The organism is Rhizobium lusitanum (genome assembly GCF_014189535.1).
GTDB lineage: Bacteria > Pseudomonadota > Alphaproteobacteria > Rhizobiales > Rhizobiaceae > Rhizobium > Rhizobium lusitanum_C.
On sequence record NZ_CP050308.1, the window covers coordinates 3,357,486 to 3,384,356 of the forward strand.

General features: G+C 60.7%; 21 protein-coding genes and 1 riboswitch. Of the genes, 13 read left to right on the plus strand and 8 right to left on the minus strand.

What is annotated here, in order from left to right; genetic code table 11:
• Positions 1-213 precede the first annotated feature (213 nt).
• Both HB780_RS29935 and HB780_RS29940 read left to right on the plus strand, forming a co-directional pair.
• Positions 214-2,523 carry a Tex family protein gene (locus HB780_RS29935; RefSeq protein WP_183691702.1) on the plus strand — a complete coding sequence of 770 codons (2,310 nt, stop codon included), beginning with the start codon at positions 214-216 and terminating at the stop codon, positions 2,521-2,523.
• 145 nt (positions 2,524-2,668) lie between these two features.
• Positions 2,669-3,928: a cyclopropane fatty acid synthase gene (locus HB780_RS29940; RefSeq protein ID WP_183691704.1), complete on the plus strand. Its 1,260-nt coding sequence runs from the start codon at positions 2,669-2,671 to the stop codon at positions 3,926-3,928.
• Positions 3,929-4,023: 95 nt separating this feature from the next.
• Here HB780_RS29940 and HB780_RS29945 read toward each other — a convergent pair whose 3' ends face one another.
• A complete protein-coding gene (locus HB780_RS29945) occupies positions 4,024-4,455 on the minus strand; it encodes a hypothetical protein (RefSeq protein ID WP_183691706.1) in 432 nt (143 codons plus the stop codon).
• A 270-nt stretch (positions 4,456-4,725) separates the two neighbouring features.
• Between HB780_RS29945 and HB780_RS29950 the strand changes: the two genes are divergently transcribed.
• The 3 genes from HB780_RS29950 (at position 4,726) to HB780_RS29960 (ending at position 7,040) form a co-directional block, all read left to right on the plus strand.
• Positions 4,726-5,532, plus strand: a complete 807-nt coding sequence (locus tag HB780_RS29950; protein WP_183691708.1) for a MipA/OmpV family protein — start codon at positions 4,726-4,728, stop codon at positions 5,530-5,532.
• Between the two features lie 64 nt (positions 5,533-5,596).
• On the plus strand, positions 5,597-6,556 hold the full coding sequence (ubiA, locus tag HB780_RS29955) for a 4-hydroxybenzoate octaprenyltransferase (protein WP_183691710.1): 960 nt from the start codon (positions 5,597-5,599) through the stop codon (positions 6,554-6,556).
• 28 nt (positions 6,557-6,584) lie between these two features.
• Entirely contained in the window at positions 6,585-7,040 is a 456-nt protein-coding gene (locus HB780_RS29960; protein ID WP_183691712.1) for a GNAT family N-acetyltransferase, read from the plus strand.
• Between the two features lie 73 nt (positions 7,041-7,113).
• Here HB780_RS29960 and HB780_RS29965 read toward each other — a convergent pair whose 3' ends face one another.
• Positions 7,114-7,680, minus strand: a complete 567-nt coding sequence (locus HB780_RS29965; RefSeq protein ID WP_183691714.1) for a DUF6101 family protein — start codon at positions 7,678-7,680, stop codon at positions 7,114-7,116.
• A 319-nt stretch (positions 7,681-7,999) separates the two neighbouring features.
• Here HB780_RS29965 and HB780_RS29970 point away from each other — a divergent pair, with 319 nt between their 5' ends.
• Both HB780_RS29970 and HB780_RS29975 read left to right on the plus strand, forming a co-directional pair.
• On the plus strand, positions 8,000-10,510 hold the full coding sequence (locus HB780_RS29970) for a DUF1217 domain-containing protein (RefSeq protein ID WP_183691716.1): 2,511 nt from the start codon (positions 8,000-8,002) through the stop codon (positions 10,508-10,510).
• A gap of 219 nt (positions 10,511-10,729) precedes the next feature.
• Positions 10,730-13,690: a DNA translocase FtsK gene (locus tag HB780_RS29975; RefSeq protein WP_183697621.1), complete on the plus strand. Its 2,961-nt coding sequence runs from the start codon at positions 10,730-10,732 to the stop codon at positions 13,688-13,690.
• A gap of 261 nt (positions 13,691-13,951) precedes the next feature.
• Here the strand turns inward: HB780_RS29975 and HB780_RS29980 are convergent, their stop codons facing one another.
• The 3 genes from HB780_RS29980 to HB780_RS29990 are packed head-to-tail and all read right to left on the minus strand — an operon-like array spanning position 13,952 to position 17,061.
• On the minus strand, positions 13,952-15,382 hold the full coding sequence (locus tag HB780_RS29980) for an FAD-binding oxidoreductase (protein WP_183691719.1): 1,431 nt from the start codon (positions 15,380-15,382) through the stop codon (positions 13,952-13,954).
• A 34-nt stretch (positions 15,383-15,416) separates the two neighbouring features.
• A complete protein-coding gene (locus tag HB780_RS29985) occupies positions 15,417-16,391 on the minus strand; it encodes an L-threonylcarbamoyladenylate synthase (protein WP_183691721.1) in 975 nt (324 codons plus the stop codon).
• Between the two features lie 58 nt (positions 16,392-16,449).
• Positions 16,450-17,061 carry a DUF6656 family protein gene (locus tag HB780_RS29990; protein WP_183691723.1) on the minus strand — a complete coding sequence of 204 codons (612 nt, stop codon included), beginning with the start codon at positions 17,059-17,061 and terminating at the stop codon, positions 16,450-16,452.
• Between the two features lie 90 nt (positions 17,062-17,151).
• Between HB780_RS29990 and HB780_RS29995 the strand changes: the two genes are divergently transcribed.
• The 3 genes from HB780_RS29995 to HB780_RS30005 all read left to right on the plus strand — a co-directional run bounded on the left by HB780_RS29995 (position 17,152) and on the right by HB780_RS30005 (position 20,415).
• Positions 17,152-17,565 carry an ACT domain-containing protein gene (locus HB780_RS29995; RefSeq protein WP_183691725.1) on the plus strand — a complete coding sequence of 138 codons (414 nt, stop codon included), beginning with the start codon at positions 17,152-17,154 and terminating at the stop codon, positions 17,563-17,565.
• Positions 17,566-17,778: 213 nt separating this feature from the next.
• Positions 17,779-17,980, plus strand: a riboswitch (cobalamin riboswitch).
• A gap of 98 nt (positions 17,981-18,078) precedes the next feature.
• A complete protein-coding gene (locus HB780_RS30000; RefSeq protein WP_183691727.1) occupies positions 18,079-19,323 on the plus strand; it encodes an aromatic ring-hydroxylating oxygenase subunit alpha in 1,245 nt (414 codons plus the stop codon).
• A gap of 3 nt (positions 19,324-19,326) precedes the next feature.
• Positions 19,327-20,415: an FAD-binding oxidoreductase gene (locus HB780_RS30005; RefSeq protein WP_183691729.1), complete on the plus strand. Its 1,089-nt coding sequence runs from the start codon at positions 19,327-19,329 to the stop codon at positions 20,413-20,415.
• A 69-nt stretch (positions 20,416-20,484) separates the two neighbouring features.
• On the opposite strand, the gene HB780_RS30010 is transcribed toward HB780_RS30005, so the two are convergent.
• Positions 20,485-21,486, minus strand: coding sequence for a glycoside hydrolase family 25 protein (locus HB780_RS30010; protein ID WP_183691731.1), 1,002 nt, complete (start codon positions 21,484-21,486; stop codon positions 20,485-20,487).
• 239 nt (positions 21,487-21,725) lie between these two features.
• Between HB780_RS30010 and HB780_RS30015 the strand changes: the two genes are divergently transcribed.
• The gene (locus HB780_RS30015; RefSeq protein WP_183691733.1) at positions 21,726-22,199 is read left to right on the plus strand and encodes a BA14K family protein; all 474 of its coding nucleotides are present in this window, start codon (positions 21,726-21,728) and stop codon (positions 22,197-22,199) included.
• Positions 22,200-22,269: 70 nt separating this feature from the next.
• On the opposite strand, the gene HB780_RS30020 is transcribed toward HB780_RS30015, so the two are convergent.
• Entirely contained in the window at positions 22,270-23,271 is a 1,002-nt protein-coding gene (locus HB780_RS30020) for a transporter (protein WP_183697624.1), read from the minus strand.
• 314 nt (positions 23,272-23,585) lie between these two features.
• Between HB780_RS30020 and HB780_RS30025 the strand changes: the two genes are divergently transcribed.
• Positions 23,586-25,364, plus strand: a complete 1,779-nt coding sequence (locus tag HB780_RS30025; protein ID WP_183691735.1) for an acyl-CoA dehydrogenase family protein — start codon at positions 23,586-23,588, stop codon at positions 25,362-25,364.
• 11 nt (positions 25,365-25,375) lie between these two features.
• On the plus strand, positions 25,376-26,128 hold the full coding sequence (locus HB780_RS30030; RefSeq protein ID WP_183691737.1) for a crotonase/enoyl-CoA hydratase family protein: 753 nt from the start codon (positions 25,376-25,378) through the stop codon (positions 26,126-26,128).
• Between the two features lie 217 nt (positions 26,129-26,345).
• Here HB780_RS30030 and HB780_RS30035 read toward each other — a convergent pair whose 3' ends face one another.
• Positions 26,346-26,639, minus strand: a complete 294-nt coding sequence (locus HB780_RS30035; protein ID WP_183691739.1) for a GIY-YIG nuclease family protein — start codon at positions 26,637-26,639, stop codon at positions 26,346-26,348.
• Positions 26,640-26,871 lie beyond the last annotated feature (232 nt).

Here is a 26,871-nt window from a genome sequence, read left to right on the forward strand (position 1 = left end):
GTTAAGGGGGAGAGCCCAAAGGTCAAGCGGCAAATCCTGTGGAGGCGTGGGCAGCAACATTGCCCTGCCTTTTTATGTCGCTAAAGCGAGATGCTGGTTTTGAGTCGTGATCCCTCCTCGGATGCCTTGGTTAGCCCGATCTCGCCCGAAACCGCTTCGTACTTTCCGGGATCACGCCTATGGTCCCCCACCGAGTTCAGTTCAGAGAGACACATGGCCGCCGACATTCGTTCCCTTGCCGCAACTATCGCCAACGAGATCAATTCGCGCCCCGATCAGGCCAAGGCCGCGATCGAGCTTCTCGATGAAGGCTCGACGGTGCCGTTCATCGCCCGCTACCGCAAGGAAGTGACCGGCGGTCTCGATGACGGCCAGTTGCGCACGCTAGCCGAACGCCTGGCCTATCTGCGCGAGCTGGAAGCCCGCCGCGCCGCCATCGTCGACTCGATCAACGGCCAGGGCAAGATGACCGACGAGTTGATGCGCAAGATCGCCGTGGTCGCCACCAAGGCCGAGCTGGAAGACCTCTATCTGCCCTATAAGCAGAAGCGTCGCACCCGCGCCGAAATCGCCAGGGAGCGCGGCCTCGGTCCACTTGCCGATACCATTCTCGCCGACCGTTCCCGGGAGCCGGCGACTCTGGCCGAGGGCTTCCTTACTGCCGATGTGCCGGACGTGAAGACGGCGCTCGAAGGCGCGCGCGACATCATCGCCGAAGGCATTGCCGAAAATGCCGACCTGCTCGGCAAGCTGCGCACCTACATGAAAACCAATGCCGTCCTGAAGGCCAGGGTCGTTGACGGCAAGCAGGAAGCTGGCGCTAAATTCTCCGATTATTTCGACCATCAGGAACGTTGGGCAACCGCCCCCGGCCACCGCGCGCTTGCCATGCTGCGCGGCTGGAACGAAGAGTTCCTGACGCTGACCATCGAAATCGATGTCGATGCCGTCTCTCCCAACAAGCCGGTCGAGCGGATGGTCACCACCGCCTATGAGATCGGCTTAAGCCGCCCCGGCGACCGCTGGCTGACGGAGGTCGCGAGCTGGACCTGGCGCGTCAAGCTTTCCATGTCGCTGTCGCTCGATCTGATGCGTGAGTTGCGCGAGCGCGCCGAAGAGGAAGCGATCCACGTTTTCGCCCGCAATCTGAAGGATCTGCTGCTGGCAGCGCCCGCCGGCTCGCGCGCGACCATGGGCCTCGATCCGGGTATCCGCACCGGCGTCAAGGTCGCCGTGGTCGACGGCACCGGCAAGGTGCTGGAAACGACGACGGTTTATCCTTTCCCGCCGAGGAACGACGTGCGCGGCACCCAAGTGACCTTGGCAGCGTTGGTTCGCAAGCACAATGTCGAACTGATCTCCATCGGCAACGGCACCGGTAGCCGCGAGACGGAGAAGCTGGTGGCCGACATGCTGGCCGACCTGCCGGCACCGAAACCGACCAAGGTCATCGTTTCCGAGGCCGGTGCTTCCATCTACTCGGCCTCCGAGACCGCGGCGCTAGAATTCCCCGATCTCGACGTGACGCTGCGCGGCGCCGTCTCCATCGCTCGCCGTCTGCAGGATCCGTTGGCCGAACTCGTCAAGATCGAGCCGAAGTCGATCGGCGTTGGCCAGTACCAGCATGATGTCGATCAGCTGAAACTGTCGCGCTCGCTGGATGCCGTCGTGGAAGATGCGGTGAACGCCGTCGGCGTCGATCTGAACACGGCGTCCGCGCCACTGCTGGCCCGCGTCTCCGGCCTCGGACCGTCTATTGCCGACGCGATCGTCAAGCACCGTGACGGTGAAGGTCGCTTCGAGACCCGCCGCGATCTCCTTAAGGTCGCCCGCCTCGGCCAGCGCACCTTCGAGCAATGCGCCGGCTTCCTGCGTATCCCGAATGGCAAGGAGCCGCTCGATGCCTCCTCGGTGCATCCGGAAGCCTATGGCGTCGCCAAGAAGATCGTTGCCGCCTGCGGCCGCGATCTGCGCAGCGTGATGGGTGACGCGACAGCGCTGAAGGCGGTCGATCCGCGCCAGTTCATCGATGAGAAATTCGGTCTGCCGACGGTGCGCGACATCATCGCCGAGCTGGAAAAGCCCGGTCGCGACCCGCGCCCGAGCTTCAAGACCGCGACCTTCGCCGAGGGGATCAACGAGATCAGCGATCTTAAGCCCGGCATGCTGCTGGAGGGGACGGTGACCAACGTCGCCGCCTTCGGTGCCTTCGTCGATATCGGAGTTCACCAGGATGGCCTCGTGCATGTCTCGCAGCTTGCCGATCGCTTCGTGAAAGACCCGCACGAGATCGTCAAGGCGGGCGACGTCGTGAAGGTAAAGGTTGTGGACGTCGACGCCAAACGGAAGCGAATCAGTCTGACGATGCGCAAGGATGGCGGCGCTGAGACCGCCCCGGCTGCGCGTGAGTCGCGAGAGCAAAATGGCGCGCGCAACGCTAGCGGTAAGAACAACAGCCGCCCGAACACCCCTCAGCAGGGTAGTCTCGGTGCCGCCCTGGCGGACGCGTTCAAACGAAAATAAGGACTTAGCACGAAATATTGCAAGAATATCACACTCTGGCAGCGTTGTTGCCGGAGTGCCACAGAGTGCGAAAAGCTACGCTTGCCACAATGTTCTGAGACGCTAAAGTTAGCGCTATTGTCATGTCATAACATTCGAGGCGTCCATGGCGTCGGCACTGTTCTCTCTTGTCAAAAAACTGGTCCGTAAAGGCTCCCTGAAACTTACGCTTGCTTCCGGCGAGACGCATATGATCGGCGACGGATCCGGCGAAACAGTCGCCGTCCGTGTTGCCGACCAGCAGGCGGAGGACGCGGTTGCGCGCGATCCGACGCTGAAGCTCGGCGAAATGTATATGGAAGGGCGCTTCATTCTCGAGCAGGGGGATATCTATGATTTCCTCGCGCTGGTGAAGCAGAATACCACCAACGAAATCTTTGATATGCGCATGGCGACGCTGCTGATCGGGCGCATCGTCTGGCAGCAGCTCAAGAGCCGTTCGCCGATCAACCGCAACAAATACAATGTTGCGCATCACTATGATCTGTCGGCGAAGCTGTTCGATCTCTTCCTTGACGATGATTGGCAATATTCTTGCGCCTATTTCGTGCCGCCGGGCATCAGCCTGGAGGAGGCACAGGTGGCCAAGAAGCGCCATATCGCCGCCAAGCTGCTGGTCGAGCCCGGCCAGCGCGTGCTGGAGATCGGCTCTGGCTGGGGCGGCATGGGCATGTACCTTGCCGAAGCCAATCCCGGCCTCGATTTCACCGGCATTACACTGAGTGAAGAGCAGCTCAAGGTCTCGCGCGAGCGCGCCGCCAAGCGCGGCCTGTCCGATCGCGTCCGCTTCGAGCTGCAGGACTATCGCTACCTCGCCGGCCGAAAGTTCGACCGTATCGTCTCGGTCGGCATGTTCGAGCATGTCGGCATCGGCGACTACCGCAAATACTTCAACAAGGTTTCGGAGCTGCTCGACGACAACGGTGTCATGGTGCTGCATTCCATCGCGCGTCCGAAGCCGAGCTTTGCGACCAACGCCTTCATCGAGAAGTATATTTTCCCGGGTGGGTATATTCCCTCGGTGGGTGAGACCCTGCCGCCGCTGGAAAAGGCCGGGCTCTTGGTCAAGGATGTCGAAATCCTGCCGATGCACTACGCCCATACCCTAAGGCACTGGCGCAACCGTTTCGTGGCGCGCAAGGCCGAGGCCGTCGCGCTCTACGATGAGAACTTCTTCCGTATGTGGGAGTTCTACCTGGCCGGCTCGGAAATGGGCTTCCGCTGGGATGAGCTCTTCATCATGCAGATCCAGATCACCAAGAACCAGTTCGCCGTTCCCGACAACCGCAACTATATCGGCGAGCGGGAGGCCAAGCTCAGGGAGTTCGAGGCGACCCGCGCGCCGCTGGAGAAGATTGTATTCTGAAGGTTTGCTGTTGTTTGAAAGGTTGCGCCGGATTTTGGATTTCCAAAGTCCGGCGTTTTAGCATTCAGCCTCGCCAGATAGCGAGGATATGTGGGTTACTTGACCACCTTGAGGGTCACACTCTCATCGCTGACGCTGCTTGCGTACAATACGGTCAGCCGCATGGTGAATTCGTCGGTGCCGGTGAAACCGGGATCGGACGTATAGTATACCGTCGTGCCTTCAACGGGCTTTCCGCTGCACATATAGGCATCGCTATCCTTGTCGTATTTGACATGAACCGTGCCATGTTCGAACGTGACTTTACCGTGGCTGGGCTGTTTGATCACCGCCGCATAGGGATAGGAGTTGAATGTACAGTCGCGCTTGACGGATGCGGTCATTCCCAGAGCTGTCTTCTTGCCGGAAATCACTTTGTGCGAATATTGATTTTGCTTGGTGCCGGCGAGTGGTGCGCTGACGCAACCTGAAAGTGCCATGCCGACGCTGAGAAAAGCACTGAGATACATCAAAGATCTGGTTTTCATTCCGCTCTCTCGCTTAATTTCTATATGAGAAATTCATTGCCTATGCCCGAACCCTGGTGGGTACTCTCGATTGAGTAGCGCATGCCGAAATTAAATCGCTGCGACAGATGGGCGCACGCCGGAAGCCAATGCATGTCGTGTTGAAAATTGTGCCATCTATCCCGCATTCGGTTGCGCGTGGTTAAGGGAGCGGTAACGCGATCCGGATAGTTTGAGGCAACTCTCGGAGGCATGTATTGCTCCGTTGTATTGCGTATCAAGGAGTTGCATGTGTTTGCGAAGTCGCGTCTATTTTTCGCCCTCGGCCTGTTCGCCGCTTCCGCGGGAGCAGTGTCGGCTGCCGACAGTCAGCAGGCCTGGTCGAATGGCTGGTATCTAAGCGTCGGCGCGGCCGGTTTCTCGGCGCCGAAATTCGAAGGCAGCAGCCACAACAAGCTGCAATGGGTGCCTCTGGTCTCGATCGGCAAGGGGCCTGGCCCGCGCTTCTCGTCGCGAAGTGATAACCCTTCGTTCGCGCTGATCGACAATGGCATGTTCCGCGCCGGTATCGTCGGCAAATTCGTGCCGAGCCGCGATGCCGGCGACGATCGCGAACTGAAAGGCCTGAAGAAGGTTCGGTGGGGTGTGGAAGCCGGTGGTTTCGCCGAGGTCTATCCGACCGACTGGCTGCGCGCTCGCGTCGAGGTCCGGCAGGGTTTCGGTGCGCATAGTGGCATCGTCGCCGACGCTGCCATTGACGCCTTCACCGACATCGCTCCCGACCTGCGCCTTTCCGGCGGCCCGCGCATGACGCTCGCCTCGATGGATTATTTCAACACTTACTACGGCGTCAACGCCCGAGAGTCGGCCGCCTCTGGCCTCGGCATTTACAAGCCGGGTGGTGGGGTGAAGTCGGTCGGCGCCGGAGGTGCGTTGACCTGGAAGGCAACGCAGAACTGGAGCACGAGCACCTTCGTCGAATATAGTCGCTTGACCGGTGCTGCCGCCGATAGCAGCCTGGTGCGCGAACGCGGCAGCCGCAACCAACTGCTGGTCGGCATCTCCGCCACCTACAAATTCGGCTTCACGACGAACTGAGAAAAGCGCGGGGCTGCGGCCCCGCCGCTTGACCGAGTACGGCGGATATCACTACTACTCGCCTATGCAAAAGACAGGCGACATCAACGGGCGCGTCGCCGACGCGCCTTCCGGCAACTGGGTTTACCGCATCCTGCCCCCGGCGCTCTGGCCCTATGCGCAGCTCGCGCGCTGGGACAGGCCGATCGGCTGGCAGCTCCTGATGTGGCCATGCTTCTGGTCGGCGGCGCTGGCCGCCAACGCCGCTGCCCCAATAGGTCAATCGCCCGGCTTTCTGTTGGTCTACCATCTCTTCCTCTATTTTATCGGCGCGGTCGCCATGCGCGGCGCCGGCTGTGCCTACAATGATCTGGTCGATCACAAGATAGACATGGCCGTGGCCCGCACGCGCTCGCGCCCGCTGCCGTCGGGCCGGGTGACGCGCTTTCAGACCAAGGTCTTCATAGTGCTACAGGCGCTGGTCGGTCTTCTGGTGCTTCTGCAATTCAACTGGTTCGCCGTCATTCTCGGCGTGTTGTCGCTTGGCATCGTCGCGCTCTATCCCTTCGCCAAGCGCTTCACCGACTGGCCGCAGTTTTTCTTAGGTCTTGCCTTTTCCTGGGGTGCACTAATGGGCTGGGCCGGGTTGTTCGGCAGCCTGTCGCTTGCGCCCATCATGCTTTATGCCGCCGCCATCCTGTGGACGATCGGCTACGATACGATCTATGCCCATCAGGATAAGGAGGACGACGAGTTGATCGGCGTGCGCTCCACCGCCCGGCTCTTCGGCGACAAGACCCGCCTCTGGCTGATCGGTATTTACGGCGCGACGCTGGTGCTCATGTTCTTGGCCTTCGCGCTGGCGGGGGCTGGGTGGCTCTCCTATGTCGGCTTGCTCGTCGCGGGCGGCATGTTCGCCTACCAGATCGCCGTGCTCGATATCAACGATGGCGAGCAGTGCCGTGCCCTGTTCCTATCCAACAACCGGGTCGGCCTGATCATCTTCGCCGGCCTGTTTCTGTCGTTTCTGCTTCTCGTTTTCTGATGAACCTAACCAGCGATGGATGCTTGCCATGGCATGCGATGTCCGACCGGCTCGCGAAAGTGACGCTGATGCCATCAGCGCCGTGATCCTGTCCGCGCTTCGCGAAACCAACGCAAAAGACTATTCGCAGGATATCATCGCCCGTGTCGCGCAGAGTTTCAGCCCTGTTGCAGTGCTAAAGCTTCTGGGCAGCCGGACGGTTCTCGTCGCGATGAAAGGCGAGGACGTCGCCGGCACCGCCAGCCTCGACGATGCTGTGGTTCGCACGGTGTTCGTTTCCCCGGCAGTGCAGGGGCAGGGGGTCGGAACTCTGCTGATGGCAGAGATCGAGCGGATTGCGCGTATTGGGGGCGTCATGCTCCTGACCGTGCCGTCGTCCGTCACCGCGCAGGCATTTTACGCCAAGCTCGGATTCGAAGCCGTCAGGGACAGTTACCACGAGGATGAGCGGACAATCATCATGGAACGCTCGCTGGAGCCATAACGAAATCGGCCGCAGGGCTTAATGCACTACGGCCGATATCTGACGAATGATGGGATATCAATCCCGGGTAGTTTCAGCGCCGCGCGATGATCTCGCGACCTTCGATCTTCATCTTGAGGCCCAGCGAACCGGTTGTGCGGCGTACTAGGAAGCGCGGACGGCGTTCGGCGAAGTAGGAGTGGCGGCGGCGCGGCTGGGTATCACGGGCGGCAACCCCGCCCAGATGCTCTTCCAGCGGACGGGCGACGCCATCGGCTTCGATCATCAACATTGGAATGCGGAAGGCTTCCGACCACGAGCGCCAGTCGGCGGCGATGTCGCTCAGATCGTGGGCGACGAGGAGAGGGATGCAGAGGTCCGGATCAGAGTGATGCAATTCCAGCGTCACGGTGACCTCGCCGTCGCCATGGTCGATGGCACGGGCGGCAACACCCATGAAAGCGCGTTTCGGCAAGGCGACGGACAGCGGCAGGCCGCTGGACGGGAGGATCTTGCGCAGCACCGCGCCGCGCTCGTCGATCGTGATGGTGACGTCACCCTCGGCACCCCGCATGGCATAGCTGACCTGTTGCGGAAAGCGCGCCGGATCAAGCCGCAGTGTGTTTCCAGCCCAATCGGGCTTCAGGACGGTATTTGTCATCTAATCTCTACCCTTGCTTTACCTGAGAGCCGGTTTTCCGGTCTTCTTACGGAGAACGTCATGTCCTCTCGTTGGGTTCAGATTAGGCGGCGTCCCTTCCAGACAGCTTAAAAATTGCGGTTAAGAAAACTTTGCGTCCTCAAATGGTTAGCAAAACCGAATCGATCAGGGTTTCCATAAAGTGAATGCACGGCGCAAGCGGGCCGTGCCGATCTGGTACACGCAATAGACGAAGTATTGTAAGTCTCGGGTAAGGTTTAACTGCGATACTGCGGAGAGATTTGCTGGCTTATATTAGAGATTTATTGGGGTCGGGCTGATGATATCCACTTATCTTGGTTATGCGGTAGCAACCAGGAATATGGCGACGACGCTCAATCAGGTGGCGTCCCAGTCGCAAACCAAGCGTCAGATCGACTACTACAATGCCAATATTGGCAAGGTAACCGATGTCGACGACTTCATGGGTGACTACCAGCTTTATAGCTATGCGATGGAAGCCTACGGCCTGTCGGACATGACCTATGCCAAGGCCTTTATGAAACAGGTGCTGACCAGCGACCTCAGCGATTCCACCAGTTTTGCCAATAAGCTGACCGATACGCGCTACAAGGAATTCGCCGCCGCGTTCAATTTTGGCACGGGCAGCTCTTCGACGGCGCAAACCAGCAACCAGGAAGATGATCTGATCGGCCTTTACAATCAGTCCTTTACGACTGAGGCAACCAATGCGCAGACCGAAACCACCTATTTCAGCCAGAATATCAGCAGCGTTAAGACCGTCGACGACCTTCTGGGCAATGCCCGCCTTAAGAGCTACGTGCTGCAGGCCTATGGCCTCGATCCGACCTATACATCGAATTCATTCCTGAAGCAGATGCTGACGAGCGATGTCAGCGATCCCGACAGCTTCGTCAATCAAAACGGCAGCGCCGCCGACAAGACGCTCGTCGCGGAATTTAATTTCAACGCCGACGGAACGGTGAAGACATCGACGGCTGATGCGGATACGGCCTACTACCAGAGCCAGATCGGCAGCATTACATCCGTTGACCAGCTGACCTCCAATCCCCGCCTGTTCGACTATGTCAAGACGGCCTTCGACATTCCGGCCTATATCACCGCCAGCCGGTTCAACGCTTCGGCCAAGGATGCAGGCGTTGCCACGTCGAACGGGTTGACCGATGTCATGGCGCAATTCAATTTCCAGAGCGACGGCACCGTCGCCGATGGCGCGCAGGCGCAGACATCGGGTCAGATCAGCGCCACGACGGACGCCTATGCGACGAATTATAAGGGCGGCCCGCAGACGCTCGGCCAGACGGCCGATGTCATGAGCGCTTACAATTCTGCGGTGCCATCCTACACGACGGATGTCGGCGCCAAGGACAACGACCTTTACTACAAGGATCATATCGGCTCGATCACCACCGTCGACCAGCTGACCTCGGATACCCGCCTGTTCGACTATATCAAGACGGCCTATGGAATCGATGCGGATACGCCCGCGGTCGTGTTCAAGAACGCCTTCTCGAGTTCTTCGACCGCGGCTATCTTCGGCCTCACCGATGTCGTCTCGCAGTTCAATTTCCAGTCGGACGGCACCCTTGCCTCGGGTGACACGGCGCAATCCCAGACGGCGATCGATGCCGCGTCGACTGCCTACATGAAGAACTACCAGACGTCGCAGACATCTGTGACCACCAATGCCGTCAGCAACTACCAGACGCGCATTGCCGCCGTGAAGACCATTGATGATTTCTTCGCCACGAATGCCGCAGCCGATAGCGATACCAGCAACGACAGTCTTCCCGAGCTCTACCAGATGGCCATGCGTGCCTACGGCATCAGTCCGGACGAGATGACGAAGACGCAGATGAAGAAGGTCCTCGAGAGCGACCCCTACGATCCGAAGAGCTACGTCAATTCGCTCAAGGACACGCGCTTCACCAATCTCGCCAAGGCCTTCAACTTCGACAGCGACGGCAAGCTGAAGCCGCCCGTCCAGTCCTTGTCGCAAGCGCAGATCAACAGTTACGTCTCCGAATATTCCAGCCGCAGCAAGATCGGGCTGACGGGCGCCCAGCTCACTAAGGCCACCAGCGATGCCAAGGATGCCGCCACCTATTTCGCGACCAATATCGTCAAGGTCACCAGCGTCACCGACCTTCTCGCCGACAGCAAGCTCACCGATTTCATCCTGACGGCCAACGGCATCGATCCGAAGTCCGTCGACACAGCGACGCTGAAAAAGGCTTTTGCCTCCGATCCGAGCGATTCGAAGAGCTTCGTCAACACGACCGCCGGCGCGCAGTTCAAGAGCATCGTCAACGCGTTCAATTTCGACACGGACGGGAATCTGACCAACACGAAATTGGGGACTGCGCAAAATCAGGGCACGATCGCCGATACGAACGACCTCTTCCTGCATCAGACCCTTGAGGATCAGGAGGGAGACACCAATGCCGGCGTGCGTCTGGCGCTTTACTTCCAGCGCAAGGCTCCGGATATCAATTCGATCTACGATATCATGGGCGACACCGCGCTCTATCAGGTGATCACCACGACCTACAGCCTGCCGAGCGCGATGTCGTCGATGGATGTCGACACCCAGGCCAAGCTGCTTGCCAAATTCGTCGATGTCAGCGATCTGCAGGATCCGACCAAGGTCAACAAGCTCCTGCAGCGATTCTCGGCGATGTATGACCTGGCGAACAACACCACCTCGTCGACATCACCCGCGCTCTCGATCTTGACGAGTTCCTCCTCAAGCGTCGGTATCAGTGCCGATACGCTGCTGTCGATCGCGCAGCTTTCCTCGGCCAAGTAATCAATCCCACAAAGGATCATCGTTGATTCGCACCGCTTTCCCTCGCGGCGCGGAAGCAATCGGTGCGCCTGTTGCCGTCGTGCCGCTATGGGTCGCTCCCTTGTGCAGGGGATGCGGAATAAGTGCATTCTGCGACGATCAGAAGGAACTTATTAACCGTCTTTGCCCTATTCGATTTGGGAAGCCATCGGCAATATCAATGACTGGGTTGCAGGTCTCATGCGTCTTTCCCGAACGAACATTTCGAATGCTGCAAATGGCTCCCAGCCTGAAGGCGAGCTTGACCCGGAACAGGTTGCGGAAGAAGCCCGCCGTGCCGAGCAGATCGCTGCCCGCCGCGCCTTCCTGGAAGAAAAAATCCGCACCGTCCGCGAAGCCAAGCGCCAGGCCGAAGAGCGCCGCCGCGCAGAGGAGCGGCGGATTGCCGAGGAGGCACGCTTGCGAATCGCAGCAGCGCCGAAGCCGGTCGTGGAGGCCCTGCAGGCGAGCACCGTGGCAGCTAGCGGCCCGATCATGCCCGTCACGCCGCAGGGGATCTCTGCTGAAGAGCTTGCCTCGCCCGGCTGGCAGAACGCCTTCCTGATGGGGCCGAACGTCCGCTTCACCCGGACGCGCGAGAATGAGATCGTCAGCCGCCGCCCGCCGGCGGAGCCCTTGCCCGCCATTGTGCCGCCGGTTGCGAATCATGCCGCGATGCGGGTCATGGAGCCGCCGGTGGTCGAATCACCGGCTCCGCTTGTCGCTCGTCCAGTGGAACCGTCGGTCGAATTCGATCTGCCGCCATGGGAGGGCGTGTCGTTTGCGGCCGAAACCTACCAGCCCGCCGTAATTCAGAACTCTCCGGCGACTGCGCCGGACGCATTGGAGATGACTGTCATCGCTACCGCATTTTATAGGGCTCCGGCGACCGCGCTGGATGCTTCGCCGTCATTGTCAAACGTTGCAGAATCCGTTGCCGCGCCTGTGATCGAGTCGCGGCTCGCCCATCTCTCCGATTTCGCCTTCTGGGACGCTATGCCCTTCGAGGGAGAATTCGTGTCCGCCATCAAGGGTACGCTGGCCCAGCCGGTGCTCGTTCCCGAGATCCAGGCCGAAGTCGAATCGATCGTCGCGAAATTCCGCGTCGTCGAGTGCCGCCGTTCGTCGCCGGTCGTTGAGGCTCCGCAGGAAGCAATAGTCTCGCCGATTGTTGCAGCCGTTGCCCCGGCCAGCACCTTCGTCATGGACGAGCTTGCCGCGCTGGAAGCTATGGCCCTCACACCCGTTGTGCCGGCAATGATCGCAGCGGTCGCTCCAGTCGCCGTGAAACCGGAAACGACCGAGCCCGCTGCCTTTGTGCCGCCCGCTTTCGTTACCGCCGTCTTTGCCAAACAGCGTGAGGCTGTTGCCGCATCGAAGGCAGCCGCAGCCAAGCCGGCTCCGGTCATGGTCGTCGCACCGATGCCGGTGAAGGCACAGGCGGCGCCGGCCGTGGCGCCCGTTGTCGAGGCAGCGCCCGTCATCCCCGCCGTTGAAGCCGCCAAGCAGCGGCTGATCGATCCGCCGCCGTCGCAGTTTACGCCGCGCAGGCCCAATGCCCTGACCCCGCCGGAATGGCGTCCGGTCGCCCGTAGCGGCGAGGGCGAATATGAATTGCCGCCGCGCGAGCTGCTGCAGGAGCCCGTCGCCCGACCCGGCGTGATCATGACGCAGGAAACGCTGGAACAGAATGCCGGCCTTCTTGAAAGCGTTCTCGAGGATTTCGGCGTCAAGGGTGAGATCATCCATGTCCGTCCCGGCCCGGTCGTGACGCTGTACGAATTCGAGCCGGCCCCCGGCGTCAAATCCTCGCGCGTCATCAACCTCGCCGACGATATCGCCCGCTCCATGTCGGCACTGTCGGCCCGCGTCGCCGTCGTCCCCGGCCGCAACGTCATCGGCATCGAACTGCCGAACGTCATTCGCGAAACTGTCTATTTCCGCGAGATGATCGAATCCGCCGATTTCGAAAACAGCGGCTACAAGCTGGCGCTTGGCCTCGGCAAGACCATCGGCGGCGAACCCGTCATCGCCGAACTCGCCAAGATGCCGCATCTGCTCGTTGCCGGCACCACCGGCTCGGGCAAGTCGGTCGCGATCAACACAATGATCCTGTCGCTACTCTACCGGATGACGCCGGAACAGTGCCGCCTGATCATGGTGGATCCGAAGATGCTCGAACTCTCCGTCTATGACGGCATCCCGCATCTGCTGACCCCGGTCGTCACCGATCCCAAGAAGGCCGTGATGGCGCTGAAATGGGCGGTGCGCGAGATGGAGGACCGCTATCGCAAGATGTCGCGCCTCGGCGTCCGTAACATCGACGGCTACAACAGCCGCGTCGCCCTGGCCCGTGAAAAGGGCGAGACGATCCACGTCCTGGTTCAGACCGGCTTCGACAAGGGCACTGGCGCTCCGATCGAGGAGAGCCAGGAGATGGACCTGACGCAGATGCCCTATATCGTCGTCATCGTCGACGAAATGGCCGATCTGATGATGGTTGCCGGCAAGGAAATCGAAGGCGCAATCCAGCGCCTGGCGCAGATGGCCCGCGCCGCCGGCATTCACCTGATCATGGCGACACAGCGTCCGTCCGTCGACGTCATCACCGGCACCATCAAGGCGAACTTCCCGACGCGCATCTCCTTCCAGGTGACGTCGAAGATCGACAGCCGCACCATCCTCGGAGAGCAGGGCGCCGAACAGCTCCTCGGCCAGGGCGACATGCTGCACATGGCTGGCGGCGGCCGCATCTCCCGCGTCCACGGCCCCTTCGTGTCGGATGAAGAGGTCGAAAAGGTCGTCGCGCATCTGAAGACGCAAGGCCGTCCGGAATATCTCGACACGGTCACCGCCGATGAAGATGAGGAAGACGACGAAGAAGACACCGCAGTCTTCGACAAGGGCGCCATCGCCTCTGAGGATGGTGACGACCTCTACGAACAGGCGATCAAGGTCGTCATGCGTGACAAGAAGTGCTCCACCTCCTACATCCAGCGCCGCCTCGGCATCGGCTACAACCGCGCCGCCTCGCTCGTCGAACGCATGGAAAAAGACGGCCTTGTCGGCCCGGCAAACCACGTCGGCAAGCGCGAGATCATTTCGGGAAACCGGAATGGTGGGGCGCAGGCAGCACAGCCGAGCAATGAGGATTTTGATTGATCCAGTAGGGGGGCGCATTGGCCGCAGCAGTTGCGGAGAGTGTTCACCCCCTCTGTCACTAGCGTGACATCTCCCCCACAAGGGGGGAGATTGGTAACCTGCGGCGGACTCGCCTCAAGCAAACATCGTATCCGCAGAGACCGAAGCATAATTACCTGGTTAGGCGGCGCGACATACTCCCAACGATCTCCACCCTTGTGGGGGAGATGTCACGAAGTGACAGAGGGGGGTACCAGAGGTTCGGCAGATACGGAGCTAACCTCAGACCCTCAAAACTTTCCCCGGATTCATGACCCCCGCCGGATCAAACGCCGTCTTGATCCTGCGCATCAGGTCCATCTCGATATCCGAGCGGATCGAGGCCAGTTCGTCGCGCTTCAACTGTCCGATGCCGTGCTCTGCGGAGATGGAGCCGTTATGCTTCAGCACCAGCCCGTGAACGATCTCGTTCATGTCGTGCCAGCGGCCGATGAACTCTTCTTTGTCGGCGCCGACGGGCTGGGAGATATTGTAGTGAATATTGCCGTCACCCATATGGCCGAAGGCGCAGATGCGGGCGCCGGGCAGGGCCGCCATTACCGCCGCCTCTGCTTCAGCCATGAATTGCGGGATCAGCGCGACCGGCACGGAAACATCGTGCTTGATCGAGCCGCCCTCGGGCTTCTGCGCGTCCGACATGCTCTCGCGCATGTGCCATAGCGCCTTCTGCTGTGCCTCGGAGCTGCCGATGGTCGCGTCCTGGATCAAGCCGGCCTCATAGCCCTCTTCCAGCAGTGTCGTCATCATCCGCTCGGCGGTCTCGGCCGAATCCGAAGTGGAAACGTCGATCAGCACGTACCAGGGATGAGCCGTTTCCAGGGGATCGCGCACGCCGGGGATGTTGCGCACGGTGAACTCGACGCCGATGCGCGGCATCAGTTCGAAGCCGGTCAGCGCTGTGCCGCAGAGGCCGGATGCGTTCTTGAACAGGGTCAGCGCATCGTCGACCGACTGTATCCCGGCAAAGGCCACCTGATGACCAAGTGGTTGCGGGAAGAGTTTTAGCACCGCGCCGGTGATGACGCCGAGCGTACCCTCGGCGCCGATGAAGAGATCGCGCAGGTCATAGCCGGTATTATCCTTCTTCAGGCGGCGCAGCCCATTCCAGATTTCGCCGGTTGGCAGCACGACTTCGAGCCCGAGGCAAAGCTGGCGCATGTTGCCATAGGCGAGAACGGCGGTGCCGCCGGCATTGGTGGAAAGGTTGCCGGCGATGCGGCACGAGCCTTCCGAGCCGAGCGACAGCGGAAACATGCGGCCATGCTCGGCTGCGGCCTTATGCACGTCGGCCAGAATGCAACCGCCATCGACGACCATGGTGTTGCCGACCGGATCGATGTCGCGGATACGGTTCATCCGTTCCAGCGATAGGAGGATGTCGGAGCCGCCCTCGCGTGGCGTCTGGCCGCCGACAAGGCCGGTATTGCCGGTCTGCGGCACGATCGCCGTACCGGTCTCGCTGGCAAGCTTCAGGATCGCGGAGACTTCTTCCACGGAGCCGGGCTTGAGCAGCATCGGTGATGCGCCGTGATAGAGCCCGCGGTTCTCGATCAGATGCGGGGCAATATCCGCAGCCTCCCTCAACGCGTGCTTTTCACCGACGATGGCGGCGAAGCGATCGAGAAGGGCGGAGGAAGGGGCGGCGCTGCTCATGGCGTATCCTTTGCCGAATTGCGTGTGATCGGATTTACTCTCTCGGCGCGGCTGCGCGTTGCAGCCGGTCGTTGATGGCCTCGCCGAGGCCCTCGTCGGGAATGCTGGAAAAGGCAATGGTCGCAGCACCGCTGGCATCGGCGCGCTTCATGAAGTCGAAGAGATTGGCGGCGGCCTCGGTAAGATCGCCGGATGGGCTGAGGTCGAGCACGACAGCCGCCGTCTCGATGCCGGCAATATCGGGCCTGCCAAAGCGGATCAGCGCTTCGCCGGCGGAAACGGCGGTCGCATCGAGCCGCACCGCGGCACCCGGCGCATAATGCGAGGCCAGCATCCCCGGCGCTTCGATGGTCGCTGACGCGCCGTTCTTGCGCTTCAGAGGCTGGCCCGCGACCCGCTCGATTTCGTCTGCCGCCAGCCCGCCGGGCCTGAGCAGGCGCATCTCGCCGTTCTCCACCTTGACGATGGTCGACTCGACGCCGACGACCGAAGCCCCGGCATCGAGGATCAGCGAAATCCGCTCGCCGAGATCGTCATGGACATGATCGGCGTTGGTGGCGCTGATCTTGCCGGATGTATTGGCGCTGGGAGCGGCAAGCGGCCGTCCGAAGGCGCGGATCAGCTCGCCGGCAAAGCCCTGCGGCACGCGGATGCCGACCGTATCGAGCCCGGCGGTCGCCAGCGGGTGAATGTCGCTCTCTGGGCGCAGCGGCAGCACCAGCGTCAGCGGACCGGGCCAGAAGGCTTCCGCCAGCTTTCGCGAGACGGGATCGAAGATCGCGTAGCGTTCGGCCATGGCGAGGTCGCTCATGTGGCAGATCAGCGGATTGAAGCGCGGCCGGCCCTTGGTCTCGTAGATGCGGGTGATGGCGGCGGGATTGGTGGCATCGGCGGCAAGCCCGTAAACAGTCTCGGTCGGTAGCCCGATCGGCAACCCCTCGGCAAGGGTGGCCGTCGCCGCCGCTATTGCCGCCTCTGGATGCTGGAGAATGTCTATATGTCGCGCCATGACCTGACCGATTGTCGTTCAGGCCGTTCTTATGCTTTTCGAGTTTGGGGATCAATGATCAAAGCTGGCGAATGATGTCACGGAGCTGTTCGTTGCGTGCGCCGAGCAGAAGCACATTGCGGATGGCGATCTGTGGATCATGGGTGTGGAAAAGCACGCCGTTGCCGCGCACCTCGCGATTGATCGTCAGCTTCTTCTTCGAGGCATCCTCATCCGGCCTTATGGCGACGGCGAAATACATCCGCGAATATTTCAGGCTGATGTCTTCGAAGAAATTATCGTTCTGGCCGAGGCGGGCGAAGAAATTGGCGATGTAGAAGGCCCAGCTCACTTGCTCATACTGCGCGAATTGTGTCCGCGCAGCAGTGACGTGGCAATAGCCGAGATGCGGCGTATCCCTGAGCGTGTGATGGAAGATCAGTTTTGGAAAGCGGATCGACTGGTGAAAGCTGTTGAGGCGGTCATGGGTCGTCTCGCCGGCGCTTCTGAGCTTGCTAGCCGTGCGTTCGGCCACTTCCTCGAAGGTGAGGTAGCGTCGCTCCTCAGCGAGCCAATGCGTCTTGTCTCGATTGATGCGGCCGGTGCGCAGGAATTCCGTATACCCGGGTGCCGGCAGCGTCGGCTCCGGGTCGGCGGGTTTCTTGGCATCGAAATATCTGAGCTTTGCCATGCCGGCTCGCCATGGAGGTCTGGATAGCGAAGGATAGATCATCTAGCTTGAGCCGGGCTTGCTGATGGATCGCTGAGGAGGATCAGAACCATGTCCGGCATCACCGATCTCAAGTTGCTGCTTGTCGGCATGAAGCCTGATCTCGTCGAGGGCGAGTTCGTCTATTGTAGCGTGCCCGCCTCGTCGCTGGCGGATTACATCCACCTGAATCCGGTTGGACTGTTTCAGGAGAGAGAGGGTGTGACGCTGATCTTGCCGGTCGAGGCGGCCCGACAAGCGGGGCTTCCGGCCGAGCCTGCGATGCGGATGATCACTCTCGAAATCCACTCCTCGCTGGGAGCCGTGGGTCTCACGGCTGCGCTTGCGACGGCGCTGGGAAACGAGGGGATCAGCGCCAATGTCGTTGCCGGCTATTATCATGATCATATCTTCGTGCCGGTGGCCGATGCCGGGCGTGCAATGGCTGCACTACAGGCGCTTTCGGCAGCGCAGCTCCCGCGTTGAAGCCGCCCAGTGACGAGCCTGTCGCAATCAAGACAAAGCGGCGCAGATGCAGAGCGGCTCAAGCGGAAAATGATGCTGGCTGCGGGAGCATAACGATTTGAATTATCTTCCGATATTACGGCTGAGCGGTCTCTCCGAAAATCTTCTTTCGTCTGTCGTCAATTTCGAAGCCGATGTCGCATTGCAGCAGAGCGGCGGGCGGGGCGAGGATTATGATGACATCAATCTCAAGGTGCCGCCCGCTAGGGGGCGGAGAATTGGGAAGCCGGTCGAAATCCGGCGCTGCCCCCGCAACGGTGGTGGAGTGAAGCATGGCGAATAAAACCACTGGGCTGAGACAGCCTGGGAAGGTGCCATGGGGTTCTCTAGAGAACCGCTCCAGAGCCCGGAAACCAGCCTTGGGGAGATATGGTTTACTGACCGCGGCGGGTGGTCGGGACATTGCTTTGGGTCGTTCTCAAGCGGCCACGCATGTCCTCTGCCTGCTCACCGGTACTGCGCGAGGATAGGCAAATGGATATTAGCACCAACGTTTTGCGGCAATTGAAGAACCGCCGCGAGGGCTTCAGCCTGGAGCAGCCCTTCTACACCGATCCGGATTATTTCAAGCTCGACATGGAGACGATCTACTATCGCGACTGGCTGTTCATCGGCCATGATTGCGAAGTGCCTCGTGCCGGCAATTATTTCACGGTCCAGATCGGCGATTATCCGGTCGTCATCGTTCGCGGCCGCGATCAGGTGATCCGCGCCTTCCACAATAGCTGTCGCCATCGCGGCTCGCGCGTCTGTTCCTCCGAGCGCGGTTCTTCGGCAAAGCTGGTCTGCCCCTATCATCAGTGGACCTACGAGCTTGACGGGAGCCTGCTCTTTGCCCGCCATATGCCGGAGGATTTCAACAAGAGCGAGTTTTCGCTGAAGCCGGTCCATTGCGAAAGCGTTGGCGGCTATGTCTTCATCTGCCTTGCAGAACAGGCGCCGGACTTCGCGCCGTTCCGCGCCATGGTCGAGCCCTATCTCGTCCGCCACCGCCTCGGCGAGACCAAGGTCGCCTTCGAAAGCACGATCATCGAGAAGGGCAACTGGAAGCTCGTGTGGGAAAACAATCGCGAATGCTATCATTGCGCGGCCAACCATCCCGAGCTCTGCCGCACCTATCCGGAAGCACCGAGCGCGACCGGCGTGCAGGGCGCCAAGGACGATCCGGTGATTTCGGCGCACTGGGCGAAGTGTGAGGCGTCGGATCTTCCAAGCGAATTCCGCATGTCGCCGTCCGGCCAGTTCCGCGCCGCACGCATGCCGCTCATCCAGGATGCCGAGAGCTACACCATGTCGGGCGCGCGCGCCGTGCAGCGGCCGCTCTCCAAAGATGTGCTGGAAAGCCATATCGGCACTTTGTTGCTCTTCCACTATCCGTCGACGTGGAATCATGTGCTCGCCGACCATGCGATCACCTTCCGCGTGCTGCCGCTCGGTCCCGAGCAAACGCAGGTCACGACCAAGTGGCTCGTCAACAAGGACGCGGTCGAAGGGGTCGACTATCATATCGACGAACTCACCCACGTCTGGACCGAGACCAACGATCAGGACCGCCGGATCGTCGAGGAAAATGCCTTCGGCATCCGCTCCCCCGCCTACCAGCCCGGCCCCTATTCGCCGGAAGATGAAGGCGGCGTGATGCAGTTCGTCGAATGGTACGCGAATTTCATGATCAACCGGCTGCAGGGCGATCAGGCCAAGCTGTCGGCGGTCGCCTGAGTTATGAACATGACCGTTTCCCTCCGCCATCAGCACTTGGACCAGATGAAGCCCTGGACCGACAGGCAGCATCTGCTCGAATGCCTTTCGGCAACGCCGGAAGCACCCGATGTGATGACCTTCACCTTCCGCTCCGACAAGGACAACTGGTTCCGCTATCTGCCGGGCCAGTTCGTCACTCTGGAGCTGCCGGCGGCTGCGGAGCCGGTCATGCGCACCTACACGCTGTCCTCGACCCCGTCGCGGCCCCTTTCCGTCGCCATCACGGTCAAGGCGCAGAAGGACAGCATCGGCACGCGCTGGATGTTCGATAACCTGAAGCCGGGCATGCGCGTCAAGGCTTTCGGTCCTCTCGGCGACTTCAGCCATATCCGTCATCCGGGCGAAAAATATCTCTTCGTGTCCGCCGGCTCGGGCGTCACGCCAATGATGGCGATGACGCGCTACATGTCGGATACCGCGCCGTTATCCGACATCACCTTCATCAATTGCTCGCGCAGCCCCGCCGACATCATCTTCCGCTCGGAGCTGGAATATCTTGCCCGCTTCATGCCGAACCTCGACCTCGGCTTCATTGTCGAAGGCTGTGGCCGCACCGATCTCTGGTCGGGGCTGAAGGGCCGCATCGACAAGGCGAAGATCGGGCTGTTGGCGCCTGATTTCATGGACCGCACGATCTTCTGCTGCGGCCCGGAAGTCTTCATGGATGCCGTCCGTTCCATGCTGGTGGCGCACGGCTTCGACATGACGCGCTATCATCAGGAAAGCTTCCAGCCGGCGCAGGCGGCATCGCCGCTGGCTGAAGTCAGCGATGACGCGCCGACGGAAGCAGCGACTTCGATCAGCTTCACCATGGCCGGCAAGGACGTCCCCTGCGCGCCCGGCCAGACGATCCTGCAAGCCGCGCGCGGCGCGGGCGTGCGCATAGGTGCGGCCTGCGAGTCAGGCCTCTGCGGCACCTGCCGGGTAATGAAGCTCTCGGGTGAGGTCGAGATGAGCCACAATGGTGGTATTCTCGACGACGAGATCGAGGAGGGCTATATCCTCGCCTGCTGTTCGCGTCCGAAGACGGATGTGCAGATCGAAGCCTAAAGTAATTCCAGTGCGTAGCGGTTGCCGTCCGGAATTGCGTAAAAAAACTGGGTAGAGCGCTGAACCGCTCTAGAAGTCCTGGTAGTTCAGTTCGTTGATCTCGACCGGTGTCTTTTGCTGGGTCGAGGCGGTGACGACCGGGTCGACCATCATTGACACGAGTGTCTGCAGCGGCTCGACACAGCTCGGCGCCTTGGCGATCATGTCGGGCGCTGGCATCGGCTTGGCGGGCAGAAGATCGCCCTGCGGCCAGATCCCGGCAAGCTGCATCTTCGTCATCGGCACGACATTGACGTCGATATCTGTGAGCGTCCCCGGCACCCGATAAGGACAGCTCTTTTCCGAACAATTGTCGGACGAGGCGAACTGCCAGAGGGCGTATGTGTCCCAATTGCCAAGCGGGAAAGCGCCCTTCACGTCGGATTTGTATCGCGCATACCATAGCGGCAGCCGCGACAGGATCGGGTAGTCCTGGCGATGGTCGGCGATGTATTGAGCGGTATTGTGGTTGGTGTAGAGGATCGGATAGCGTCCGGTTCTTACCTTGATATGGCCGACGAAGACCTGCGCGTCGGAGAGCGACATATACCGCAAGACATCAAGGCCCTCGATATCGAGCACCATCAGCTCGTCCGGTTTCGGATCGGCATAGTCGAGAAAATGATTGGCCTGATCGACCGGATTGCCGGGACGTCCGAGATGATAGGCGCCCCACAGCAACCCGCTCATTTTCGCCAGCATCCGCCGTGTCTGATAGAGTTCGCGGCTGACCGCATATTTGCGCCACATGGTCTTGCAGTGCGCAAACGTGTCGCCGGCATGATCGCCGGTGCAGCTGAAGCTCTCGGGTAGGCCATCGGAAGCCTTGGAGATGAAGCCGGAGATGCGTTTGTCCTGCAAGAGCTGTTCCCAATCGATGGTGTTCAGCTCGTAGGCGTCGACGATGAGGGCGTTTTGAGGATCGGTCCAGGGCTGGCTTTCACCCGCCGCAAGTCTGGAGGCCAGTCCCAGCAGTGCCAGGACCATCAGGAGACTGCAAATCAGAGGGTGAGTCTGCCGGTATCCTTTCATGAAATAATAGTAAGGATTGCTGGTTAATCTTTGGTTAAGAATGAGATCGTTATAAATTTACGATGAGGCCCGCTCAGAGCACCTTAAATTGGTACTGATTGAAGGCAAAGCTCATGCGACGCGGCGTCCATTGGAATGATCGGACGCGGCAGGCAGTTCGTACCCTGTTTCGGGGAACTTTCCCCGACGCGGAGCATTATCTGCTTTAGCACTAAATAAGCCAAGGAATGGAGAAGTAAATGCTTGGTTTCCGTGCGAGAATTGCGACTATCGCTCTTTCGGCCGCCGTGGCTCTGACGAGCTTCACGCCGTCCTTCGCAATACAGATGCCTGCCGCACCCGTTGCTGCGGCGGACAAGGCCGCGCCTGCCGGCATCGAGCAGGTTCAGTGGCGTCATGACGGTTATGGTGGCTATCGGGGCGGTTATTATCGTCGCGGCTGGCACGGCGGTTATCGTGGTTATGACGGTTATCGTCGCGGCTATCGCTACCATGATGGCTATTGGTTCCCGCTAGCGGCCTTTGGCGCTGGCGCCATCATCGGTGGCGCGATCGCCAGCCAGCCGCGCTACGCCGCCCCGCCGCGGGCTGCGGGCGTCAATCCGCGCCATGTCGATTGGTGCTATGCGCGCTATCGGTCCTACCGGTCTTACGACAACACGTTCCAGCCCAATAACGGCCCGCGCCGACAGTGCTACTCGCCTTACTTCTGAGCAGGATAAGGTGCATCAAAGCAAACCGCCCGGCTATCGCCGGGCGGTTTTTTTGTTGGTGGATGTCCTGTCAGAGAATGTTTACCCGCTTCAGCAGCCACCAGGCGAGCAGCATGGAAGCGACGATCAGGGCTACGGCATATTCCGTGCCGGCGCCGCCACCTGAAAACGGCAGGCTCGAGGTGTTCATGCCGAAAAAGCCGGTCACCAGCGTCGGCGGCAACAGGAGAGCCGTCATGATCGACAGGATATAGAGATGGCGGTTGATCTCGGAGGCTAGCTTCGAGTCGATCTCTTCGTGCAGCAGACGCGCGCGCTCCTGAAGCGCATAGACGTCATGATCGACTGATTCCAGCCGGCCGGTCAGCCGGCCCGCGACATCCTCGAAGCCAAGCGGCATCTCCTCGTCATCGGCCGCCGCCGCCCGCCGCATCAGCGTCAGCACCGTGCGCAGATGCCGATGCAGGCGCACGATTGTTCGGCGCACCGGCGCCAGTCGCCGCCGCTCGTCGCGCGGCGCGTTGTCATAGACGAAATCCTCGATAAGGTTCAGTTCCTCGGTAATCTCGATGACCAGCGAGATCAGCGTGCGTTGGAACTCGACGACCAGCAGTTCGAACAGGTCAAGCGGGCTTTCGAATTTCGCCGCGTTCTTTTCCACAGCCATGCGGACGCGCTCGACACTACGCAGCGGCTGTAGCCGGGTGGTGATGAGCATGCGGTCGGTAAGCACGAAATGCAGCCAGCCGATATTGCTGGTCTCCTGGTCGAATTCGCGCTGGAAATCGACCAGCGTCCCGAACAACATCTGCTCGTCGACGGTGATCGTCGCATGAGTCTCATGCGTGATCAGCGCCGTGCGTACGGATTCATCCAGCCCTGGGATATCTTCCAGGAATGCGGCGACACGGGCGTCGACAAGGTTCAGGTGCAGCCAGACGAAGCCATCACCATCGAACAATCCCGCGCGCTGCGTGTCATCGGACAGCCGTTCGGCGTTGCCCGCGCCGGGGCGGAAGCGATAAGCCCAGACAAAACCCGGGATCCTGTTGGTTGTGGTGATCGTATTCATGGCCGGATTGTTCGCATCATCAAGGGAGTAGCCATAGTCATTGTTCATGACGGTTGTTTATGCAAGTGCCGGCGGAGAGGGGACAATCGTGCAGAATGGCGGAAACGTCCCCGATACGGTGATGGCTATCGAATTTCTGGAAATTCTTTCCGTCGATGGCGGCTAGAGATATCAGCCCGAGCATGTCGCAATTTTGACGCAGCATTGCTTTCCTAAAATTGACGCTTACGTAAAAATCAATTAGCTATAGACAACAAGCGACCGATGATCTGGGTGAGGTAGACTGTCGGCATCATCACTGCGGAGGAGATATCATGTACAAGGCGCCTGTCGAAGAAATCGCGTTCACGCTGAAGCATGTCACCGGCATGGGGCAGGCGATGGAGGAGGGGCGTCTCGGCGACCTGAGCGGCGATGTCCTCGATGCCATCCTGACCGAGGCCGGCCGTTTCGCCGGCGACGAGATGGAACCGCTGGCCGAGATCGGTGACCGTCAGGGCGCCAAGCTTGTTGATGGCAAGGTGGTGTTGCCCGATGGCTGGGAGAAGCTCTATCGCGACTGGATCGCCGGCGGCTGGAACGGCCTGACCGCCCCGGAAGAGTTTGGCGGGCAGGGCCTGCCGCACATGCTGAACGTCGCGACGCTGGAAATGTGGAATTCCGCCTCCATGGCTTTCGGTCTCGCGCCGACGCTGACCATGGGCGCCGTCGAGGCGCTTGTCGCCCACGGCAGCGAGGACCTCAAGAGAAAATACCTTGCGAAACTGGTGACCGGCGAATGGGCCGGCACGATGAACCTGACCGAGCCGCATGCGGGCTCCGATGTCGGTGCCCTGCGCACTCGCGCCGATCGCCACAACGATGGCACCCATCGCCTCTTCGGCCAGAAGATCTTCATCACCTGGGGCGACCACGAGGCAGCCGAGAACATCATCCATTTCGTACTCGCCCGCCTGCCGGATGCGCCTGCCGGCACGCGCGGCATTTCGCTGTTCCTGGTGCCGAAGTTCCTGGTCAATGATGATGGTTCGCTCGGCGCCCGCAACGACTATTTCGCCCATTCGCTGGAACATAAGCTCGGCATCCATGGCTCGCCGACCTGCACGATGATCTATGGTGACGGCAAATACGGGGATGAGAGAGGCGCGGTTGCCTGGCTCGTCGGCGAGGAGAACAAGGGTCTCGCCTGCATGTTCACGATGATGAACAATGCCCGCCTTGCCGTCGGCATCCAGGGCGTGGCGATTGCCGAAGCCGCGACACAGAAGGCCATCGCTTACGCAAAAGAGCGTACGCAGGGCAGGGCGCCGGGCACGGCAGCTTTCGGAATGAGCCCGATCATCGAGCATCCCGACATCGCCCGTATGCTTTTGACCATGAAGGCGCTGACGCAAGGCTCGCGTGCCATCTGCTATGCCTGCGCCGAGGCGATCGACATGTCGCACCGCGATGCCGGCAAGGCGCGCTATTGGCAGGAGCGTGCCGCCCTGCTGACGCCGATCGCCAAATCCTTCTCCACCGACGCCGGCGTCGATGTTGCCTCGCTCGGCATCCAGGTGCATGGCGGTATGGGCTTCATCGAGGAGACGGGTGCTGCGCGCCTGCTGCGTGACGCCCGCATCGCGCCGATCTATGAAGGCACCAACGGCATCCAGGCAATCGACCTCGTCACGCGCAAGCTGACTATCAGTAACGGCGACCAGGTGCGTGGCTTCATCACCGAATTGCGCGGGATTGCCGATGCCGTCGCCAAATCCAATCTCGACGGTTTCGGTGAGACGGCTGACCGGCTGAATGCCGCCATCGCCGATCTCGAAACGGCAAGCGAATGGCTGTTGGCGCAGCAAGCGGAGGGACATGTGGCCGAGGCATTGGCTGGGGCAACGCCTTATCAGCGGCTCTTCGGCCTCGTCTTGACCGGCTGCTATCTCGCCAAGGGCGGCCTGGTGGACATTGCGGACGGTGAAGGCGAAAAGCGCATCGCGCTCTGCCGCTTCGCTGCCGAAAACATGCTGGCCGAAACCGCAGCACTCACCGATCGCGTCGTTACCGGCGCTTCCAGCCTTGAAGCTGCACGCATCGCTCTTGCTTGAGGATAGACACTTTGACTGAACACATCTTGATCCAGCGTCCCGAGACCGCACCGCATGTGCAGGTCATCCGCTTCAATCGGCCGGAAAAGAAAAACGCCATCACCCGCGTCATGTATCAGACGATGACGGATGCGCTGCGGGCGGCGGATGAGGATCCGGATATCCGCGTCACCGTTTTTCTCGGCACCGAAGGTTGTTTCTCCGCCGGCAACGACATGGCCGATTTCCTGGCCTTCGCCATGGGCGGCAGCATGGGCCGCGAAGTGCTGGATTTCCTCGGCGCGCTCGCCACGGCGAAAAAGCCCATTGTCTCGGGCGTGGACGGCCTGGCGATCGGCATCGGCACCACCATCCACCTTCATTGCGACCTGACCGTCGCCTCCGACCGCAGCCTGTTCAAGACACCCTTCGTCGATCTCGCCCTCGTGCCGGAAGCCGCCTCCAGCCTGCTCGCGCCCCGCGTAATGGGCCACCAGCGCGCCTTCGCCCTGCTGGCGCTGGGCGAAGGCTTTTCCGCTGCTGATGCAAAGGATGCAGGCCTGATCTCGAAGGTGACCACGGCGGAGGTGCTGGAAGCCGAAACCCTGTCGCTCGCCACCAGGCTCGCCGCCAAGCCACCCGAGGCGCTGCGGATCGCCCGCGACCTGATCAAAGGTTCGACAGCAGATGTTCTCGCCCGCATTGACGAGGAGGCGACGCTCTTTGCGGCGCAGCTAAAGAGCGCGGAAGCCAGGGCGGCGTTTGAGGCGTTTATGAAGCGGTGAGGACGATTGTCCCACCCGCCCTCGTGGTTCGAGACGGCCCTGTGGGCCTCCTCACCATGAGGGCTAGTCTCTGTGATGGTCGGTGACTACATGTTCACCCCATCCCTATTCGAGATCCGCCCTAGCCTTCATTCCGGGGTTCACTCCACCCTCATGGTGAGGAGCGGAGCCTGTAGGGCGTAGCCTCGAACCACGAGGGTTGGCCCCTAAATCCCGGTTATTTTCTCGTAGACCCACGCCGCGACAATGCCGGCAGGGCTTCATAATCCAGCGCGATCAACGCCTCTTTCTTCCGGCGTGACCAACCCTTGATCTGTCGTTCGCGGGCGATGGCATCGATGATGCGGTCATAGACTTCGTGAAACATCAATTCGACCGGCCGGCGCTTGGAGGTATAGCCGTCATAGATGCCTGCATTGTGTTCCCAGACCCGGGCTTCGATCTCTTGCTTGGTGAGGCCGGTGTAATAGGAGCCATCGCTGCAACGCAGGATGTAAACAATGACTTCCATGGTAGAGTTCTCGATCTGACGATGAGTGATTTTCTACCATTGGGTGTGCTTAGTGAGCAATTCTTTTCCCACACCCGCCCTCGTGGTTCGAGACGGCCCTGCGGGCCTCCTCACCATGAGGGCTAACCGTTGCGCTATTCGTTCGATTGTGGGGCCATGATGATAGTGCGGTTCTCTCTCCGCCCTCATGGCGAGGCGCGAAGCGCCCTGAGCCTATCGAAGGGGGCGTAGC

Excerpts from the sequence above, each read along its gene's own strand:
- HB780_RS29970 (WP_183691716.1), top strand. The coding sequence starts at position 8,000 with ATGATATCCACTTATCTTGGTTATGCGGTAGCAACCAGGAATATGGCG.
- HB780_RS29990 (WP_183691723.1), bottom strand. The coding sequence starts at position 17,061 with ATGGCAAAGCTCAGATATTTCGATGCCAAGAAACCCGCCGACCCGGAG.
- HB780_RS29935 (WP_183691702.1), top strand. The coding sequence starts at position 214 with ATGGCCGCCGACATTCGTTCCCTTGCCGCAACTATCGCCAACGAGATC.
- HB780_RS30010 (WP_183691731.1), bottom strand. The coding sequence starts at position 21,486 with ATGAAAGGATACCGGCAGACTCACCCTCTGATTTGCAGTCTCCTGATG.
- HB780_RS30000 (WP_183691727.1), top strand. The coding sequence starts at position 18,079 with ATGGATATTAGCACCAACGTTTTGCGGCAATTGAAGAACCGCCGCGAG.
- HB780_RS30035 (WP_183691739.1), bottom strand. The coding sequence starts at position 26,639 with ATGGAAGTCATTGTTTACATCCTGCGTTGCAGCGATGGCTCCTATTAC.
- HB780_RS30020 (WP_183697624.1), bottom strand. The coding sequence starts at position 23,271 with ATGAATACGATCACCACAACCAACAGGATCCCGGGTTTTGTCTGGGCT.
- HB780_RS29980 (WP_183691719.1), bottom strand. The coding sequence starts at position 15,382 with ATGAGCAGCGCCGCCCCTTCCTCCGCCCTTCTCGATCGCTTCGCCGCC.
- HB780_RS29945 (WP_183691706.1), bottom strand. The coding sequence starts at position 4,455 with ATGAAAACCAGATCTTTGATGTATCTCAGTGCTTTTCTCAGCGTCGGC.
- HB780_RS29940 (WP_183691704.1), top strand. The coding sequence starts at position 2,669 with ATGGCGTCGGCACTGTTCTCTCTTGTCAAAAAACTGGTCCGTAAAGGC.
- HB780_RS30025 (WP_183691735.1), top strand. The coding sequence starts at position 23,586 with ATGTACAAGGCGCCTGTCGAAGAAATCGCGTTCACGCTGAAGCATGTC.
- HB780_RS29985 (WP_183691721.1), bottom strand. The coding sequence starts at position 16,391 with ATGGCGCGACATATAGACATTCTCCAGCATCCAGAGGCGGCAATAGCG.
- ubiA (WP_183691710.1), top strand. The coding sequence starts at position 5,597 with ATGCAAAAGACAGGCGACATCAACGGGCGCGTCGCCGACGCGCCTTCC.
- HB780_RS29960 (WP_183691712.1), top strand. The coding sequence starts at position 6,585 with ATGGCATGCGATGTCCGACCGGCTCGCGAAAGTGACGCTGATGCCATC.
- HB780_RS29965 (WP_183691714.1), bottom strand. The coding sequence starts at position 7,680 with ATGACAAATACCGTCCTGAAGCCCGATTGGGCTGGAAACACACTGCGG.
- HB780_RS30015 (WP_183691733.1), top strand. The coding sequence starts at position 21,726 with ATGCTTGGTTTCCGTGCGAGAATTGCGACTATCGCTCTTTCGGCCGCC.
- HB780_RS29975 (WP_183697621.1), top strand. The coding sequence starts at position 10,730 with ATGCGTCTTTCCCGAACGAACATTTCGAATGCTGCAAATGGCTCCCAG.
- HB780_RS29995 (WP_183691725.1), top strand. The coding sequence starts at position 17,152 with ATGTCCGGCATCACCGATCTCAAGTTGCTGCTTGTCGGCATGAAGCCT.
- HB780_RS30005 (WP_183691729.1), top strand. The coding sequence starts at position 19,327 with ATGAACATGACCGTTTCCCTCCGCCATCAGCACTTGGACCAGATGAAG.